The organism is Enterobacter sp. ENT03, assembly GCF_019218745.1.
Taxonomy (GTDB): domain Bacteria; phylum Pseudomonadota; class Gammaproteobacteria; order Enterobacterales; family Enterobacteriaceae; genus Enterobacter_D.
Genome location: NZ_JAHUXA010000001.1, coordinates 789,322 through 808,103 on the forward strand (window position 1 = coordinate 789,322; position 18,782 = coordinate 808,103).

Below are 18,782 nucleotides of genomic sequence, written 5' to 3' on the forward strand. Positions count from 1 at the left end.
CCTCACATCAGGCTGGATTAGGAATATCGATAAAGGTGACGTCCAGATCGGTGTTCTCGGTCAGCCACTCGCTCAGCGCGCGAATACCGCCGCGCTCGGTGGCGTGATGGCCAGCGGCATAAAAATGCAGGCCCTGCTCGCGGGCGGAGTGAATGGTCTGCTCCGAGACTTCACCAGTGATAAAAGCGTCCACGCCAAAGCGCGCGGCGCTGTCGATAAAGCCCTGACCACCGCCGGTACACCAGGCCACGCGGCGCACTTCTTCCGGCCCGGTGTCACCGCACCATACCGGTCGGCGACCCAGACGCGCTTCGATCCACGACGCCAGCTCCGGGCCGGGCACCGGGATCGCCAGTTCGCCCCAGGGCACCAGATCGTCCACCTGCCCCATCACCGTGATGCCGAGCAGCTTCGCCAGCTGTACGTTGTTGCCCAGCTCCGGGTGCGCGTCCAGCGGCAGGTGCCAGCCGTAAAGGTTAATGTCGTTCGCCAGCAGGGTTTTCAGGCGGTTACGCTTCATGCCGCGAATGATCGGCGCTTCGTTTTTCCAGAAATAGCCGTGGTGCACGATCACCGCATCCGCCCCCAGGCGTACCGCCTCATCCAGCAGCGCCTGGCTTGCGGTCACGCCGGTGACGATTTTTTGTACGGTGTCGCGCCCTTCGACCTGCAAGCCGTTCGGGCCGTAATCGCTGAACGCGCCACTGTTAAGTTTGTCGTTGATCAGTTTTTCCAGTTCGCTATTTTTCATCGTCTCTCTCCTTTACGATTTTCGCGCGGCTTCGTACGCCGCCAGTGTGGCAACGCGGGCCTTTTTATGATCGACAATCGGACGCGGATAATCGAGCGTCACGCCCTGCTTATCGGCCCAGTTCCACGGCTCATGCAGGGCGGCTGCTGGCACCTTTGCCAGCGCCGGGATATAGCGGCGAATAAATTCACCGTCTTTATCAAATCGCTCGCCCTGCGTGGTCGGGTTGAATATACGAAAGTACGGCGCGGAGTCATTGCCCGTGGACGCTGCCCACTGCCAGCCGCCGTTATTGGCCGCCAGATCGCCGTCAATCAACTGAGACATAAAGTACCGCTCTCCGGCGCGCCAGTCGATAAGTAAGTCCTTGACCAGGAAGCTGGCGGTGATCATGCGCAGGCGGTTGTGCATCCAGCCGGTTTCATTCATCTGACGCATGGCTGCATCGACAATCGGATAACCGGTGTTGCCCTGCTGCCATGCCTTAAGATGCGCGACGTTATCCTGCCACTGCACGCGCCGCGTCCAGTCGATAAACGGCTGGTGCTTGCACAATTCCGGGTGGAAGGTCATCAGGTGACGGTAAAACTCACGCCAGATCAGCTCGCTGAGCCAGACCGCGCCCGCACCGCCCCCCAGCGCATCGGGCTGCTCTTTCAGCAGGCGATGCAGGCACTGGCGTGGCGACAGCGAGCCTATCGCCAGACAAGCCGATAAACGGCTGGTGCCGTCGATAGCCGGAAAGTCACGCCGCGCCTCGTACTCCCCCGCCCCCTGCTGGCAGAACTCCCGCAGTCGGGCAATGGCCGCTTTTTCGCTGGCGGGGAACAGGTCCTGATCAAAATCCTGCTGCGGATAGTTCAGCACGATGGGCGTTAAATCGTCATCTAATGCGCCGCTTTCGCGGACTTTCGGCGCAGGGACGCATTCGGGAAGATCCTCACGCAGCCGCCGTAAAAAGGCGTTTTTAAACGGCGTGAAGACTTTGTACATCTGATGATTGCCGGTGACCACGCTGCCAGGGGCGAGCAGCACGCTGTCGTCGAAGCCCTGGAATACCACCTCCGGCAGCAATTTTTCCACCGCGCGATCGCGCTGACGCTCGTTGATTTCATACTGATAATTATAAAAAAGGTGCGTGACCTGATGCGCCTCGCAGACCGCTTTCACGGCCTGCTGGCTGGCCGCAAAGTCATCCACTTCTTTGAAAATCAGCGGAATGCCCCGCTCCGCCAGCGCCTGTTGCAGATCGTTAAGCTGCGCCTGAATACAGGCCGCCTGCCGGGGTGCCATCAAGTGATTTTCCCACTGCCGTGGGGTGGCAATAAACAGCGCCAGAACCCTGGCGTGGGGATCGCGGCAGGCCGCCGCGAGCGCAAAATTATCGTTCACGCGGAGATCCGCGCGAAACCAGACCAGATGCGTGGTCATAACTCTCCTGAATTAATGTCCGTAGCGAAGACGAAGCGTTTCCGGCCAGGGATCAAAATAGCGCTGGCCCGACAGATAGGCATCCGGGTATTCAGCCATATAATGTTTAAGCAAGGTGACCGGGGCGAGCAGCGGCTGCGTGCCCTGACGATAACGGTGAATGAGCGAGGAAAGCTCTTCGCGCTGGCGCGCATTAAGCTGTTTGCGGAAATAGCCCTGCACATGCATCAGCACGTTAGTGTGATTACGGCGGGTGGCCTGATGTGACAACAGATCCATCAGCCGCAGGCGATACTCGACAAACCAGGCTTCCAGCGACGCCCATTCGTGAATGGCCGCCACGAAGCGTCCCAGCTCGCGGTATTTAGGCTGTGAATGGGCCAGCAGCAGAAGTTTGTAGCGGCTGTGATAGGCGATAAGCTCGCCGCGCGTCAGGCCGCGCTCACGAACGCTGTTCAGCTCATGCAGGGCATACACGCGCTCGACGAAGTTTTCGCGGATCAGCGGATCGTGCAGCCGCCCGTCTTCCTCCACCGGCAGCCAGGGATAGGTTTTCATCAGCACCTCGGTGTAGATGCCGCGCCCCGCTTTACGGTTGATATTGTTTTCAGCTTCGTAAACGCGCACGCGCTCCATGCCGCAACTGGGCGATTTGGCGCAGACGATATACCCGCACAGGTGATCAAACTGGCTGACGCGTTTCTCCGCAAAGGCGGTCATTTCCTGCGTCAGGTCGCCTTCACGCTTGTCACTAAAACGCAGCGAAATATCGCCCGTGCTGGTTTTTACCAGCCGTAGCGCGGCGCGGGGCACCGGCAGGCCAATCGCCATTTCCGGGCACACCGGTTCAAACTTCATCAGCGGCGATAACTCTTCGACAGCAAATGCCAGTCGCTTATGTCCACCGTCAAAACGCACCTGTTCCCCTAACAGGCAGGCACTGATGCCAACCGGGATTTTCTCACTCATAACGACTCCTTTTAGCCCTTAAAATGAGTGTAGCCTGAGAAGCTTAAAAAATACCGCGTTAGCGGGCGTGGAACACGTGATGAATGGCTGATTGATGGTAAAAGCAGCAAACCCATCGCCAGGCAAGGCGTAAACATGGATTTTAGGAATTCATTCAGGTCAAAGAGGTTTGCTCAGAGAAACATTGTGCGCAAAAATCAGCAGCTGAGAGATGCTTGTCAGAGTCCCAATGGACCGCGAATCCCAGGGACGCAAAAAACCGCTAAATTCTGTTTGGCGGTTTTTTTATGTCTTCTGCCAGATAAAAAAGGCCGCACGAGGCGGCCCTGGGCGCTACTTGACCTGCGAGAGAGTGGCAGCGATAACCATGTCAGGTTGCTTATCGCCTCTTACCACCAGCACGCTGGTAACAATGAACACGATACAAAAGTAACGTTTCATTATGCGGTCCTTGCTGAAAAACCGCTCCACCGTCTCACCACCGATGATCTTTCGGCGGATGCAAGCACGGAATAGTGCCTGATTACGGTTGTGGATAATCCTTTCCCTGGATCGGTGCCCATTTGCGAGATGGCGGAAAGGGACGCTGGATCATAATGAATGTCACATGTACCGGTAAGCGTGTGAGTGGAGTTTTAGGAATTCATTTAGACTATGTAGCTTGATCCAGTGGACTGCATACGCAACAATCTTCGCACGGAATAGTGCTTGTACTCCCCCAACGGACCGCGAATCCCAGGGGCATAAAAAAACCGCCAAATCAGATTTGGCGGTTTTTCTTTTTTTGCCACATGGGCTTGTAGTTTGCTGTGTGCGCTTTGCTGCTTAGTAGAAATCGCAGGCGACTTTCTCGGCCTGATCCATCCACACCGGCTTATCGCTGGTTTTCGCCCAGACGCGGTGCAGATAGCTGTAAAAACGTGCACGATCTTTCCAGAACAACATCACCGGTAACGCGATGATGCCTGCCGCAATGGCGAAAGCGCGGCGTACGAAAATGACATATGCAGGATATTCCCGATATAAAGACATAAGCTTCCCCCTTTTGTTGGTCGGTAACATTCACCGTAAAAATGAATCTGCTGAACTGGTTAAAATAGTACCGTTTTGTTTGTACTTTTACTACTCATCCGACCACTAATTTTCACTTATTTAGACAACATTTACAAAGCACCCCGTAATTAAGTTACAAAATAGTTAAATAAATACTAACCCATAGTTAAATTGTGGCATTCATCATTTTTATACTTTTTTTACACCCGCCCGCCTGATTTTTGCGAAATCTTTGCACCGAAAATCTTACCTTCACTGCGTTAACAAAAGACACCTGGAGGTGGATTGTGAGTGCAGGCGTAATAACCGGTGTGGTACTGGTTTTCCTGTTGTTGGGCTATCTGGTTTACGCCCTGATTAACGCGGAGGCCTTCTGATGGCGGCGCAGGCGTTTTTACTGATCGCCAGCTTTATGCTGGTGCTGATGGTGCTGGCGCGACCGCTTGGCGGCGTGCTGGCAACGATGGTGCGCGGTACGCCGCTCGCAGGAACGGGCGGGCTCGAAAAGGTGCTGTGGCGCGGGCTGGGCATCACGCCCTCGCCAATGAACTGGCGGCAATATCTGTTCGCCATTCTGGCGATCAACCTGTGCGGCCTGGCGCTGCTGTTCGCGATGCTGATGATGCAGGATCATCTGCCGCTGAACCCGCAGCAACTGCCCGGCCTCTCATGGCATCTGGCGCTGAATACCGCGGTAAGTTTTGTCGCCAACACCAACTGGCAGTCGTATGCCGGTGAAAGCACGCTGAGCTATTTCAGTCAGATGGTCGGCCTGACGGTGCAGAATTTCCTCTCTGCCGCCACCGGTATCGCCGTGCTGTTTGCGCTGATCCGCGCCTTCGCCCAACAGAGTGTTAACACGCTGGGCAACGCCTGGGTCGATCTGACGCGCATTACCCTGTGGATCCTGCTGCCGCTCTCGCTGCTGCTGGCGCTGTTCTTCATCCAACAGGGCGTATTGCAAAATTTCGATCACTATCAGCCATTTACGTCGCTGGAGGGCGTGAAGTCGATGCTGCCGATGGGACCGGTCGCCTCGCAGGAAGCCATCAAACTGCTGGGCACCAACGGCGGCGGTTTCTTTAACGCTAACTCCTCACACCCGTTTGAAAACCCCACCGCGCTGACCAACCTGGTGCAGATGCTGGCGATCTTTCTCATCCCCGCCGCGCTGTGCTTCGCCTTTGGCGAGGCGGTAGGCGATAAACGCCAGGGACATATGATCCTGTGGGCGATGTCGATCATCTTCGTGGTCTGCGTGGTGCTGGTGATGTGGGCGGAGCTGCACGGTAATGCGCACCTCACGGCGTTCGGCGCTGACAGCCACATCAATATGGAAGGCAAAGAGAGTCGCTTCGGCATTCTGGCGAGCAGCCTGTATGCGGTCGTCACTACGGCGGCCTCCTGCGGCGCGGTGAACGCCATGCACGACTCCTTTACCGCGCTGGGCGGCATGATCCCGCTGTGGCTGATGCAGATCGGCGAAGTGGTGTTCGGCGGCGTCGGTTCCGGCCTGTACGGGATGTTGCTGTTCGTGCTGCTGGCGGTGTTTATCGCCGGGCTGATGATTGGCCGCACGCCGGAATACCTCGGCAAGAAAATCGATGTGCGGGAGATGAAAATGACCGCGCTGGCGATCCTCGTCACGCCCCTGCTGGTGCTGCTCGGCACCGCGCTGGCGATGATGACCGAAGCCGGACGCGCAGGCATGTTAAATCCCGGTACGCACGGCTTCAGCGAAGTGCTGTATGCGGTGTCATCCGCCGCCAACAATAACGGCAGCGCTTTTGCCGGACTGAGCGCCAACACGCCGTTCTGGAACTGTCTGCTGGCGGTATGCATGTTCGTCGGACGCTTTGGGGTGATCATCCCGGTCATGGCTATCGCCGGATCGCTGGTAATGAAAAAACGCCAGCCCGCCGGTAATGGCACCCTGCCGACCCACGGCGCGCTCTTTGTCGGTCTGCTGATCGGCACCGTGCTGCTGGTGGGTGCGCTGACCTTTATTCCCGCGCTGGCCTTAGGCCCGGTCGCAGAACATCTTTCCTTACGTTAAGGCGCACATTATGAGCCGCAAGCAACTTGCCCTGCTCGAACCCGCGCTGGTTCGTCAGGCACTTTTAGAGTCTTTTCGCAAATTAAGCCCGCGTGCGCAGTGGCGTAACCCGGTGATGTTTATGGTCTGGCTGGGCAGCGTGCTCACCACCCTGCTGTGCGTGGCGATGGCGACCGGGCATCTGGCGGGCAGCGCCGGGTTTACCGGCACCATCAGCGTCTGGCTGTGGTTTACCGTGCTGTTCGCCAACTTTGCCGAAGCGCTGGCGGAGGGCCGCAGTAAAGCGCAGGCCAACAGCCTGAAAGGGGTGCAGAAAACGGCGTTTGCCCGCAAACTGCGCGCCCCGCGTCATGATGCGCAGCAGGATCAGGTGCCCGCTGCCGATCTGCGCAAAGGCGATATTGTACTGGTGGAAGCCGGGGACATTATCCCCTGCGACGGTGAAGTGATCGAAGGCGGTGCGTCGGTGGACGAAAGCGCCATTACCGGCGAATCCGCCCCGGTGATCCGCGAATCCGGCGGCGATTTTGCCTCAGTCACCGGCGGGACACGCATTCTTTCCGACTGGCTGGTGATCCAGTGCAGCGTTAACCCAGGCGAAACCTTTCTTGATCGGATGATCGCCATGGTGGAAGGCGCACAACGCCGCAAAACGCCGAACGAAATCGCGCTGACCATTCTGTTGGTGGCGCTGACTATCGTCTTCCTGCTGGCAACGGCGACGTTGTGGCCGTTCTCGGCTTACGGCGGTACGGCGGTCAGCGTGACGGTGCTGGTAGCGCTGCTGGTGTGTCTGATCCCGACCACCATCGGCGGGCTGTTATCCGCCATCGGCGTGGCGGGGATGAGCCGCATGCTGGGCGCGAACGTCATCGCCACCAGCGGCCGCGCGGTGGAAGCGGCGGGCGATGTCGATGTGCTGCTGCTGGATAAAACCGGCACCATCACCCTCGGCAACCGTCAGGCGTCTGCTTTCCTGCCGGTCAACGGCGTGGAAGAACGGGCGCTGGCCGACGCCGCGCAACTCTCGTCGCTGGCGGATGAAACCCCGGAAGGCCGCAGCATCGTGATCCTCGCCCGTCAGCGTTTCAATCTGCGCGAGCGGGATATTCAGAGCCTGAACGCCACGTTTGTGCCCTTCACCGCTCAAACGCGCATGAGCGGCATCAATATTCAGGATCGCCTGATCCGCAAAGGCTCCGTAGATGCGCTGCGCCGCCATATCGAGGCCAACGGCGGTCACTTCCCACCGGATGTCGATGCACTGGTGGAAACGGTCGCCCGTCAGGGCTCGACGCCGCTGGTGGTGGCGGATGGCGCCACGGTGCTCGGCGTGATCGCGCTGAAAGATATTGTGAAAGGCGGCATCAAAGCGCGTTTCGCCCAGCTGCGCGCCATGGGGATCAAAACGGTGATGATCACCGGTGATAACCGGCTGACTGCCGCGGCGATTGCCGCCGAAGCGGGGGTCGATGATTTCCTCGCAGAAGCGACGCCGGAAGCGAAACTGGCGCTGATCCGCCAGTATCAGTCTGATGGCCGGCTGGTGGCGATGACCGGCGACGGCACTAACGATGCCCCGGCGCTGGCGCAGGCAGATGTGGCGGTGGCGATGAACTCCGGTACCCAGGCCGCAAAAGAGGCGGGCAACATGGTGGATCTGGATTCCAACCCCACCAAGCTCATCGAAGTGGTGCATATCGGTAAACAGATGCTGATGACGCGCGGCTCGCTCACCACATTTAGTATCGCCAACGACGTGGCGAAGTATTTCGCCATTATTCCGGCGGCCTTCGCGGTGACCTATCCGCAGTTAAATGCGCTCAATGTGATGCACCTGCACTCCCCGGCGTCGGCGATTTTAAGCGCGGTGATCTTTAACGCGCTGATCATCGTGTTTCTGATTCCGCTGGCGCTAAAAGGCGTGAGCTATAAACCCCTGAGCGCCTCCGCCATGCTGCGCCGTAATCTGTGGATTTACGGCCTCGGCGGTCTGGTGGTGCCCTTTATCGGCATCAAGCTGATTGATCTGCTGTTGTCGCTCACCGGTCTGGTGTAAGGATCCTGAAAATGGCTGTTTTACGTCCTGCTGTCCTGCTGTTGTTATTCTTAACCTTGATCACCGGCGGGCTGTACCCGCTGGTGACTACCGTGCTCGGTCAGTGGTGGTTCCGCGACCAGGCGCACGGCTCGCTGATCCGCGTGGAAGATGACGTGCGTGGCTCACGGCTGATCGGGCAGAACTTTAGCGCGCCGGGATATTTTCACGGTCGCCCTTCTGTAACGTCAGATTCGCCTTATAATCCGCTGGCGTCCGGCGGCAGTAATCTGGCCGCCAGCAATCCGGCGCTGGATACGGCCATCCGCGAACGTGTCGCCGCGCTGCGGGCGGCCAATCCGCAGGCGGATGCGCGCGTGCCGGTGGAACTGGTCACCGCCTCGGCGAGCGGGCTGGATTACGGCCTGTCGCCAGCCGCGGTTCGCTGGCAGATCCCGCGCGTGGCAAAGGCTCGCGGCGTGTCGCCGCAGGTGATTTCGCAGTTAGTCGAACGCCATACGCAGCAACCGCTGATCGCCTTTAGCGGTGAGCCGGTGGTGAATATCGTTGAGTTAAACCTCGCGCTGGACGCGCTTAAGGATAATCCCGAATGACAGACGAGCCGTTGCGCCCGGATCCCGACCGCCTGCTGGAGCAGGCCGCTACTCCCCATCGCGGCAAGCTAAAGGTCTTTTTTGGCGCCTGCGCCGGGGTCGGCAAAACCTTCGCCATGCTGGCAGAAGCGCAGCGTCTGCGGGCGCAGGGGCTGGATATTCTCATCGGCGTGGTGGAAACCCATGGCCGTCAGGAAACCGCCGCGATGCTCGACGGGCTGGCGACACTGCCGCCCCGCCGTATCGCTCACCGGCGGCGGGAGCTGGATGAGTTTGACCTGGACGCCGCCCTTGCGCGGCGTCCAGCGCTGATTTTAATGGACGAGCTGGCGCATACCAACGCGCCCGGCTCACGCCATCCGAAACGCTGGCAGGATGTCGAAGAGCTGCTGGAAGCGGGCATTGATGTGTTCACCACCGTCAATGTGCAGCATCTGGAAAGTCTTAACGATGTGGTCAGCGGCGTCACCGGGATCCAGGTGCGGGAAACCGTGCCGGATCCCTTTTTTGATGCCGCCGACGAAGTGGTGCTGGTGGATCTGCCGCCGGACGATCTGCGTCAGCGTCTGCACGACGGCAAGGTCTATTTTGGCGGCCAGGCCGAGCGCGCCATCGAACACTTCTTCCGCAAAGGTAATCTGATTGCGCTGCGTGAACTGGCGCTGCGCCGTACCGCCGATCGGGTCGATTCGCAAATGCGCGCCTTTCGCGGTCGCCCCGGCGAGGAAAAAGTCTGGCACACCCGGGATGCCATTTTGCTGTGCATCGGCCATGGCAGCGGCAATGAAAAGCTGGTGCGTACCGCCGCGCGGCTGGCGGCCAGACTCGGCAGCGAGTGGCATGCGGTGTACGTCGAAACCCCAGGGCTGCACAAATTGCCGGAAGCGCAGCGCCGCGCCATTCTCAGCACGTTACGTTTAGCTCAGGAGCTGGGGGCTGAAACCGCTACGCTTGCGGATCCGCAGCAGGAAAAAGCGATTGTGCGTTACGCGAGGGAGCATAATCTCGGCAAAATTATCACCGGTCGCCGCAGCGCGCGCCGTTTCTGGCAGCATGAAACCTTTGCCGAACGACTGGCGCGTCTGGCCCCCGATCTCGATTTAATGATCGTCGCCCTTGAAGACAAACCTGCGCCCGCCGCCGCCCGCCCCGCAGACAGCCGTCCGTGGCTGGATCGCTGGCGCGTTCAGCTGACCGGTACGCTGGTGGCTGCCGGACTGTGTGCGCTGATCACGCTGATCGCCAGTCAGTGGCTGATGGCCTTCGACGCCGCCAATCTGGTGATGCTCTACCTGCTGGGAGTGGTGATCGTCGCGCTGTTTTATGGCCGCTGGCCGTCGGTGCTGGCAACCGTACTCAACGTCGTCAGCTTCGATCTGTTTTTCATCGCCCCGCGCGGCACGCTGGCGGTATCGGATGTGCAGTATCTGCTGACCTTCGGGGTGATGCTCACCGTCGGGCTGGTGATTGGTAATCTTACCGCTGGCGTGCGCTATCAGGCGCGGGTGGCGCGGTATCGCGAGCAGCGCACCCGGCATTTGTATGAGCTGTCAAAAGCGCTGGCCGCCGGGCGTAACGAGCGCGACATCGCCGCCACCAGCGAGGCGTTCATCCGCTCGACTTTCCACGCCCAAAGCCAGTTGCTGATCGCCGGACCTGACGGCGCGCTCACCGCCCTCACCCGCCAGCCGGGTCTGACGCCCTGGGATGACGCCATCGCCCAGTGGAGTTATAGCAAAGGGCAGCCAGCGGGCGCGGGCACCGATACGCTGCCCGGCGTGCCCTATCAGATTTTGCCGCTGAAAAGCGCCGATAAAACCCGCGGCCTGGTGGTGGTGGAGCCTGCCAGCCTGCGCCAGTTGATGATCCCCGAACAGCAACGCCTGCTGGAAACCTTCACCCTGCTGGTGGCGAACGCCCTTGAGCGACTGGCGCTTACCGCCAGCGAGCAGCAATCCCGGCTGGCGAGCGAGCGGGAAAGCGTGCGCAATGCGCTGCTGGCGGCGCTGTCCCACGATCTGCGTACGCCGCTGACGGTGCTGTTCGGCCAGGCGGAGATCCTGACGCTGGATCTGGCCAGCGAAGGCTCGCCCCACGCCACACAGGCCAGTGAAATCCGCCAGCATGTGCTGAACACCACGCGGCTGGTGAATAATCTGCTGGATATGGCGCGCATTCAGTCCGGCGGTTTTAACCTGAAAAAAGAGTGGCTGACGCTGGAAGAGGTGATCGGCAGCGCGCTGCGCACCCTGGAGCCGCTGCCCGGCAGTCGGCAGATCGCCCTTGAGATGCCCGATCCGCTGATGCTGGTGCAGATCGACGGGCCGCTGTTTGAACGAGTACTGATTAATCTGCTGGAAAATGCCCTGAAATACGCCGGGCCAACGGCGCAGATCGGCATCTCCGCTCATGTGGAAGAGAATACCTTCCGGCTGGCGGTGTGGGATAACGGCCCTGGCATTCCTGAAGGGCAACAGGCGAGCATTTTTGATAAATTTGCCCGTGGTCATAAAGAGTCGGCTATTCCCGGCGTCGGGCTGGGACTGGCGATTTGCCAGGCGATTGTCAGCGTGCACGGCGGCACTATTACCGCCGCGAACCGTCCGGAAGGCGGCGCCTGCTTCTGTGTTACACTGCCGCAGGGCGCGCCCCCGGCCCTGACTGAACTCCCCGAGGATCTGTGATAAGCGTACTGATTGTTGAAGATGAACAGGCTATTGTCCGCTTTCTGCGCACCGCGCTGGAGGCCGATGGCCTGCGCGTTTACGACGCCGGGACCTTGCAGCGTGGCCTGTTAGAAGCCGCCACCCGCAAGCCCGATCTGGTGATCCTTGATCTCGGTCTGCCGGACGGCGACGGCATCGATTTTATTCGCGATCTGCGCCAGTGGAGCCAGGTGCCGGTGCTGGTACTGTCGGCGCGCATTGAGGAGAGCGACAAAATCGCCGCCCTCGATGCCGGTGCCGACGATTATCTCAGCAAGCCGTTTGGTATTGGCGAATTACAGGCGCGCCTGCGGGTGGCGCTGCGTCGTCATGCTGGCACGCGGCAAAGCGATCCGCTGGTAAGCTTTTCCGATATTCAGGTCGACCTGGCGGCGCGGCGCATAACGCGCAATGAAGAAGAGATCCACCTGACGCCCATTGAATTTCGCCTGCTGGCGGTGCTGTTAAATAACCACGGCAAAGTGCTGACCCAGCGCCAGCTGTTAAGCCAGGTGTGGGGACCGAATGCCGTCGAGCACAGTCATTATCTGCGCATCTATATGGGCCACCTGCGCCAGAAGCTGGAAAGCGATCCGGCACGCCCGCGTCATCTGTTAACGGAAACCGGTATCGGCTATCGTTTTATGCTGTAAACGGCTGTTGTTAACGCCTGTTTACTTGCAGATGAATAAAAACACACATTTCCCCTCCGCTTTATTCATATATTTACCTCCCGCACGCCTCATATTTTAAATAAATGAATAGTTCTGCAAAAGGTAACAAAATTAAATTTCTAACATCTAATTAACCTTTTATACATTTGTAGTGATACACACTACGTTATTCACTTTTACTGACTAATTATTTCTGATTTGCGCCATTAATATTGATCATCCTCACAGACTTAGCCCATTTCCAGGATAAAATGACCACGCTTTCAAACAGCAAAAGGATTTTATTATGGAAAACAACAGCAGGCTGATGCCACATATCAGACGCACTACCCATATTATGATGTTTGCCCACCGTAACAGCTTCGACTTTCATTTCTTTAACGCCCGATAACCGTTCCGGTTTCGGGCCTGCTCTCTTTTCCTGATTTCAGCAAATACGCTGACGTCCGGGTTCGTGCACGCCCTACATAAATAAAATAACGTTTTCACTGGAGCTTATTCTCCGGCGCTGACGCTTATTTAAAAATTATCTCAATTCCCTTTACGGGAGTTGCGGGACGCCCTGTCCCTTTAAAACAAGGAATGAATATGCAACGCTTAAAAATTGCGGTCAGCCGCGCCTGTCCGGACTGTTTCACCACGCAGCGTGAAATAGTGAATGTGGCCGACACCGATTATATGGATGTCGCCGCCGTCGTCTTATCCATTAACGATATTTATAAAGGCATCGTCGAAGAAATAGAAGAAACCGGTTTTGGTATTCCACTTTTTGTCGTCAGTCACGAAGGCGAATTTGTACCGGCAGAGTATCTGGCGCGTATTCAGGGAGTATTTGAATATCAGGATGCCTGTCATGATTATTATGGTCGCCAGCTTGAATCGGCTGCGCAGAAATATGAGCGGGCTTTACGTCCGCCGTTTTTCAGCGCATTAGTGGATTATGTAAAACAGGGGAATAGCGCCTTTGATTGCCCCGGCCATCAGGGCGGACAATTTTTTCGCCGCCACCCCGCCGGGAATCAGTTTGTCGATTTCTTTGGCGAGACGCTGTTCCGCTCGGATCTCTGTAATGCCGACGTGGCGATGGGCGATTTGCTGATCCATGAAGGCGCGCCCTGCATTGCCCAGCAGCACGCGGCAAAAGTCTTTAACGCCGATAAAACCTATTTCGTGCTCAACGGCACCTCGTCGTCCAATAAAGTGGTGCTGAACGCGCTGCTGGCGCCGGGAGATCTGGTGCTGTTCGACCGTAATAACCATAAATCTAACCACCACGGCGCGCTGCTGCAGGCTGGCGCGACGCCGGTCTATCTGGAAACGGCGCGTAACCCCTACGGCTTTATCGGCGGCATCGACGCCCACTGTTTTGAAGAGACGTATTTGCGCGAGCAGATTGCAGACGTCGCGCCGCAACACAGGAATACGCCCCGCCCGTTCCGTCTGGCGGTGATCCAGCTTGGCACCTACGACGGCACCATTTATAACGCGCGGCAGGTGGTGGATAAGATCGGGCATCTGTGCGATTACATTCTGTTTGATTCGGCGTGGGTCGGCTACGAGCAGTTTATCCCGATGATGGCCGACTGCTCGCCGCTGCTGCTCGAACTGAATGAAAACGATCCGGGCATTCTGGTCACCCAGTCGGTGCATAAACAGCAGGCCGGTTTTTCCCAGACTTCGCAAATCCATAAAAAAGACAGCCACATCAAAGGGCAACCGCGCTATGTGCCCCATAAACGCCTGAACAATGCCTTTATGATGCACGCCTCCACCAGCCCGTTTTATCCGCTGTTTGCCGCGCTGGACGTTAACGCCCGGATGCATGAGGGCGAAAGCGGCAAACGGATGTGGATGCGCTGCGTCGAACAGGGCGTGGAAGCGCGCAAAATGATCCTGCAAAACTGCAAGTTCATTCGCCCCTTTGTGCCTGCCACCGTTGATGGCCGCCCGTGGGAAACCTTCGAAACGCACGAAATCTGCCGCGATCTGCGCTTCTTCCATTTTGTGCCGGGAGAAAACTGGCATGCCTTTGAGGGCTATGCGCCGCACCAGTATTTTGTCGATCCGTGCAAACTGCTGCTCACCACACCGGGCATCAACGCCCGCACCGGCGAGTACGACAGCTTTGGCGTGCCGGCGACCATTCTGGCGAACTATCTGCGTGAGAACGCCATCGTGCCGGAGAAGTGCGATCTGAACTCGATCCTCTTCCTGCTCACCCCGGCGGAAGGCATGGGCAAGCTCCAGCAACTGGTGTCGCAACTGGTGCAGTTCGAGAAGCTGCTGGAAAGCGATGCGCCGTTACAGGCGGTGCTACCGTCGCTCTATCGCCAGCATCAGCAGCGATATGAAGGCTACACGCTGCGCCAGCTGTGTCAGGAGATGCACGATCTCTATGCGCGTAACAACGTCAAACAGCTGCAAAAAGAGATGTTCCGTAAAGATCACTTCCCGGTGGTGAAAATGAATCCGCAGGCGGCGAACTATGCCTATATCCGTGGCGACGTGGAGCTGGTGTCGCTGCGCGATGCCGAGGGACGAATTGCCGCGGAAGGCGCGCTCCCCTACCCGCCGGGAGTGCTGTGCGTGGTTCCCGGCGAGGTGTGGGGCGGCGCGGTGCTGCATTACTTCGCTGCGCTGGAAGAAGGCATCAATTTGCTGCCGGGCTTTGCGCCGGAATTACAAGGCGTATACCTGAAAGAGATCGACGGGCGCAAACAGGTCTGGTGCTACGTCATTAAGCCGCAAACCGCTGAACCGGCGCTGTTTAAAGGGGAAACCTTATGAGCAAATCCAACAAGATGGGCGTTGTGCAGCTCACTATTCTGACGATGGTCAACATGATGGGCTCCGGCATTATTATGCTGCCCACTAAACTGGCGGAAGTCGGCACCATCTCGATTATCTCCTGGCTGGTGACGGCGGTCGGCTCCACAGCGCTGGCGTGGGCGTTCGCCAAATGCGGGATGTTCAGCCGCAAGTCAGGCGGCATGGGCGGCTATGCGGAATATGCGTTCGGCAAGTCCGGCAACTTTATGGCGAACTACACCTATGGTGTGTCGCTGCTGATTGCTAACGTCGCCATCGCCATTTCCGCCGTCGGCTACGGCAGCGAGCTGCTCGGGGCCACGCTCAGCCCGATCCAGATCGGTATCGCCACCATTTGCGTGCTGTGGATCTGCACCGTGGCGAACTTTGGCGGCGCGCGCATTACCGGGCAGCTCAGCAGTATCACCATCTGGGGGGTGATTATTCCGGTGATCGGCCTGTCGGTGATCGGCTGGTTCTGGTTCAGCCCGGAGATGTACGCTCAGTCCTGGAATCCACATCAGGTGCCGTTCTTTGATGCGGTTGGCTCGTCGATTGCCATGACGCTGTGGGCCTTTCTGGGGCTGGAATCCGCCTGCGCCAACACCGACGTGGTGGAAAACCCGGAACGCAATGTCCCCATCGCGGTGATGGGCGGTACGCTGGGGGCGGCAGTGATTTACGTGGTATCGACTAACGTGATCGCGGGCATTGTGCCGAACATGGATCTGGCAAACTCCACCGCGCCTTTCGGGCTGGCGTTCTCGCAGATGTTCACGCCAGGCGTCGGGAAAGTGATTATGGGGCTGATGGTGATGTCCTGCTGCGGTTCGTTGCTCGGCTGGCAGTTCACTATCGCGCAGGTGTTCAAATCTTCCGCCGACGAAGGCTACTTCCCGAAAATTTTCTCGAAGGTGAGTAAAGCGGATGCGCCGGTGAAAGGGATGCTGACGATTGTCATCATTCAGAGCGGGTTATCGCTGATGACCATCAGCCCGTCACTGAACAAACAGTTCAACGTGCTGGTTAACCTGGCGGTAGTGACTAACATCATTCCGTATATTCTGTCGATGGCGGCGCTGGTGATCATTCAGAAGGTGGCGAAGGTGGATCCGCGTAAAGCGAAGATTGCCAACGTGGTGGCGCTGCTGGGGGCGCTGTACAGCTTCTATGCGCTCTACTCCTCCGGGCCGGAAGCGATGCTGTATGGCGCGATGGTAACGTTCATGGGCTGGACGCTGTACGGGCTGGTGTCGCCGCGCTTTGAGCTGAAAGATAAGCACGGCTGATAAAAAAAGCCTCCCGGTGTGGGAGGCTTTTTTTTCGCCCGGCGGCGCTGCGCTTGCCGGGCCTACAGGATGTTGCCATTCCGTAGGTCGGGTAAGGCGAAGCCGCCACCCGGCAAATCCTGAATCACAGGTCGGGTAAGGCGTAGCCGCCACCCGACAATACCATTACGCGTTTTTCAGCACTTCGCTGACAATCTCTACCGCTTCTTTCTCGATCAGCTTACGGTGATCTTCGCCGAGGAAGCTTTCGCAGTAAATCTTGTACGCATCTTCCGTACCGGACGGACGCGCCGCAAACCAGCCGTTTTCGGTCATCACTTTCAGCCCGCCAATGGACGCGCCGTTACCCGGTGCTGCGGTCAGACGTGCCGTGATCGGATCGCCTGCCAGGGTGTCTGCGCTGACCATTTCCGGTGACAGCTTGGAGAGCGCGGCTTTTTGCGCCGACGACGCAGATGCCTGCAAACGGTTGTAGCTCGGCGCACCAAAGCGCGCGGCCAGCTCGTCATAATGCTGCTGCGGTTTTTTGCCGGTCACCGCGGTGATTTCTGCGGCCAGCAGGCACATGATGATGCCGTCTTTATCGGTCGACCACGGCGTGCCGTCGAAACGCAGGAAGGACGCGCCCGCGCTCTCTTCGCCACCGAAGCCAAAGCTGCCGTCATACAGACCATCCACGAACCACTTAAAGCCCACCGGCACTTCCACCAGCTTACGGCCCAGCGCATCAACCACGCGGTCAATCATCGCCGAAGACACCAGCGTTTTACCTACCGCCACATCCTTGCCCCACTGTGGACGATGCTGGAACAGGTAGTTGATGGCAACCGCAAGATAATGGTTCGGATTCATCAGGCCCGCAGGGGTGACGATACCGTGACGGTCGTAATCCGGGTCATTGGCAAACGCCAGATCGAACTTATCGCGCAGTGCCAACAAGCCCGCCATCGCGCACTCGGAGGAGCAGTCCATGCGGATCGCACCGTCTTTATCGAGGTGCATAAAGCGGAAGGTCTGATCGACGTGATCGTTGACGATGGTCAGGTTCAGGTTGTAGTGGCTGGCGATACGTTTCCAGTATTCGATACCGGAGCCGCCCAGCGGATCGACGCCCAGCGTCAGGCCCGCTTTCTGGATCGCCGCCATATCCACGATCTCCGCCAGCCCTTCGATAAACGGCTGCACCAGATCCTGTTCGTTAATATGGCCCGATGCCAGCGCGGCATCCAGCGGGAGGCGCTTCACGTCTTTCAGGCCATCGGCCAGCAGCTGGTTGGCGCGATCTTCCACCACTTTGGTGACGTTGGTATCGGCCGGACCGCCGTTAGGCGGATTGTATTTGATACCGCCATCTTCCGGCGGGTTATGCGACGGGGTGATGACGATGCCATCGGCCTGAGCGCCACCCTTTTTGTTGTGCTCAAGGATCGCATTCGATACGGCAGGCGTCGGCGTGTAGCCGTTATTTTCCTGCACCACCACGTCCACGCCGTTAGCGGCCAGCACTTCCAGCACGGAGATAAACGCAGGCTCTGACAGCGCATGGGTGTCTTTACCCACAAAGCACGGCCCGGTAATGCCGTTTTTCGCGCGGTTTTCCGCGATCGCCTGGGCGATAGCCAGAATGTGCGGTTCGTTAAAACTGTGACGGGCAGCGCTGCCACGATGGCCTGATGTGCCGAATTTGACCGCATGTTCTGCATGACCCACTTCCGGCTTCAGCACGTAGTACTGCGAGGTAAGTTGGGCGACGTTAATCAGATCGCTCTGCTGTGCAGGTTGTCCCGCACGTGGGTGGTTAGCCATTGCCTGGTCCTTCTTATGCAAGGATTAAATTGTGCCGCAAACCTTTTCGATCAGTTCCGCCGGGAACTGCATCGACTGCATGATGTGTTCGATCATGCCGCATTTACGGCCCGTATTTGTGTTGGTGATAACCCAGTAAGGTGTGCCTGGCACTTGTTTGGGTTTGGTCTGGTTTCCGCTTTGCAGCAGCGTTTTCGAATCTGCGGCAAAGTAGACGCGCGTACGGCCATGTAATGACTCGGTGGCGTCGGCGAAGCCTTTTGCGTCCAGTGAATAGAGTGTAGACAGCACCAGCATAAAACGATTAACCGCGCGCTTCTGATCGGCATATTCGTCAGACAGCAGCAGTTCACGCATCGCGCGGACTTTATCTTTTACCGGGTTTGATGCGACGCCAGGTGCTGGGCTGACAGCGGTAGCCGGTGCGGCTTTGGTCGCGGGAGCCGCAGACTGCGCGGCGGCAGAAAACTTCAGCATGCGCCGTAAAATGTCGGATGCACTCTCGCCAATGTGTTTCGTGTGGCTGGCAATATAGGTATAGAGTTCATCATCAACTTCGATCGTTTTCATCTTAATCCAGTGAGGTCA

Annotated in this window: 15 protein-coding genes; 9 read left to right on the plus strand and 6 right to left on the minus strand. The window is 58.1% G+C overall.

Annotated elements, in window-relative coordinates; translation table 11 throughout:
• Window positions 1-7: 7 nt before the first annotated feature.
• The 4 genes from KW828_RS03750 to KW828_RS03765 form a co-directional block, all read right to left on the minus strand.
• On the minus strand, window positions 8-751 hold the full coding sequence (locus tag KW828_RS03750) for a type 2 GTP cyclohydrolase I (protein WP_218335031.1): 744 nt from the start codon (window positions 749-751) through the stop codon (window positions 8-10).
• A gap of 12 nt (window positions 752-763) precedes the next feature.
• Window positions 764-2,182 (minus strand): deoxyribodipyrimidine photo-lyase, encoded by a 1,419-nt coding sequence (gene phrB / locus KW828_RS03755; protein ID WP_218335032.1) that lies wholly within the window; start codon window positions 2,180-2,182, stop codon window positions 764-766.
• Window positions 2,183-2,194: 12 nt separating this feature from the next.
• A complete protein-coding gene (locus KW828_RS03760) occupies window positions 2,195-3,151 on the minus strand; it encodes a DUF523 and DUF1722 domain-containing protein (protein WP_218335033.1) in 957 nt (318 codons plus the stop codon).
• A gap of 825 nt (window positions 3,152-3,976) precedes the next feature.
• Window positions 3,977-4,183, minus strand: a complete 207-nt coding sequence (locus KW828_RS03765; protein WP_218335034.1) for a DUF2517 family protein — start codon at window positions 4,181-4,183, stop codon at window positions 3,977-3,979.
• A 308-nt stretch (window positions 4,184-4,491) separates the two neighbouring features.
• Between KW828_RS03765 and kdpF the strand changes: the two genes are divergently transcribed.
• The 9 genes from kdpF (at window position 4,492) to potE (ending at window position 16,388) form a co-directional block, all read left to right on the plus strand.
• Window positions 4,492-4,581, plus strand: coding sequence for a K(+)-transporting ATPase subunit F (gene kdpF, locus KW828_RS03770; protein ID WP_042392117.1), 90 nt, complete (start codon window positions 4,492-4,494; stop codon window positions 4,579-4,581).
• Window positions 4,581-6,260: a potassium-transporting ATPase subunit KdpA gene (gene kdpA, locus KW828_RS03775; protein ID WP_218335035.1), complete on the plus strand. Its 1,680-nt coding sequence runs from the start codon at window positions 4,581-4,583 to the stop codon at window positions 6,258-6,260. Before kdpF ends, kdpA begins: the two co-directional genes overlap by 1 nt.
• 10 nt (window positions 6,261-6,270) lie before the next feature.
• Entirely contained in the window at window positions 6,271-8,319 is a 2,049-nt protein-coding gene (kdpB, locus tag KW828_RS03780; protein ID WP_218335036.1) for a potassium-transporting ATPase subunit KdpB, read from the plus strand.
• An 11-nt stretch (window positions 8,320-8,330) separates the two neighbouring features.
• On the plus strand, window positions 8,331-8,912 hold the full coding sequence (gene kdpC, locus KW828_RS03785; protein ID WP_218335037.1) for a potassium-transporting ATPase subunit KdpC: 582 nt from the start codon (window positions 8,331-8,333) through the stop codon (window positions 8,910-8,912).
• Entirely contained in the window at window positions 8,909-11,596 is a 2,688-nt protein-coding gene (kdpD, locus tag KW828_RS03790; protein WP_218335038.1) for a two-component system sensor histidine kinase KdpD, read from the plus strand. Before kdpC ends, kdpD begins: the two co-directional genes overlap by 4 nt.
• A complete protein-coding gene (kdpE, locus tag KW828_RS03795) occupies window positions 11,593-12,270 on the plus strand; it encodes a two-component system response regulator KdpE (protein ID WP_218335039.1) in 678 nt (225 codons plus the stop codon). Before kdpD ends, kdpE begins: the two co-directional genes overlap by 4 nt.
• 307 nt (window positions 12,271-12,577) lie before the next feature.
• Window positions 12,578-12,682 (plus strand): leader peptide SpeFL, encoded by a 105-nt coding sequence (gene speFL / locus KW828_RS03800; RefSeq protein WP_110510109.1) that lies wholly within the window; start codon window positions 12,578-12,580, stop codon window positions 12,680-12,682.
• 197 nt (window positions 12,683-12,879) lie between these two features.
• The gene (gene speF / locus KW828_RS03805; protein ID WP_218335040.1) at window positions 12,880-15,078 is read left to right on the plus strand and encodes an ornithine decarboxylase SpeF; all 2,199 of its coding nucleotides are present in this window, start codon (window positions 12,880-12,882) and stop codon (window positions 15,076-15,078) included.
• Complete coding sequence (potE, locus tag KW828_RS03810; RefSeq protein WP_218335041.1) at window positions 15,075-16,388, plus strand: putrescine-ornithine antiporter; 1,314 nt, start codon at window positions 15,075-15,077, stop codon at window positions 16,386-16,388. Before speF ends, potE begins: the two co-directional genes overlap by 4 nt.
• 165 nt (window positions 16,389-16,553) lie before the next feature.
• Here potE and pgm read toward each other — a convergent pair whose 3' ends face one another.
• Together pgm and seqA are read right to left on the minus strand one after the other, a co-directional pair.
• Window positions 16,554-18,194 (minus strand): phosphoglucomutase (alpha-D-glucose-1,6-bisphosphate-dependent), encoded by a 1,641-nt coding sequence (gene pgm, locus KW828_RS03815; RefSeq protein WP_218335042.1) that lies wholly within the window; start codon window positions 18,192-18,194, stop codon window positions 16,554-16,556.
• 24 nt (window positions 18,195-18,218) lie between these two features.
• Window positions 18,219-18,764 carry a replication initiation negative regulator SeqA gene (gene seqA, locus KW828_RS03820; protein WP_218335043.1) on the minus strand — a complete coding sequence of 182 codons (546 nt, stop codon included), beginning with the start codon at window positions 18,762-18,764 and terminating at the stop codon, window positions 18,219-18,221.
• Window positions 18,765-18,782 lie beyond the last annotated feature (18 nt).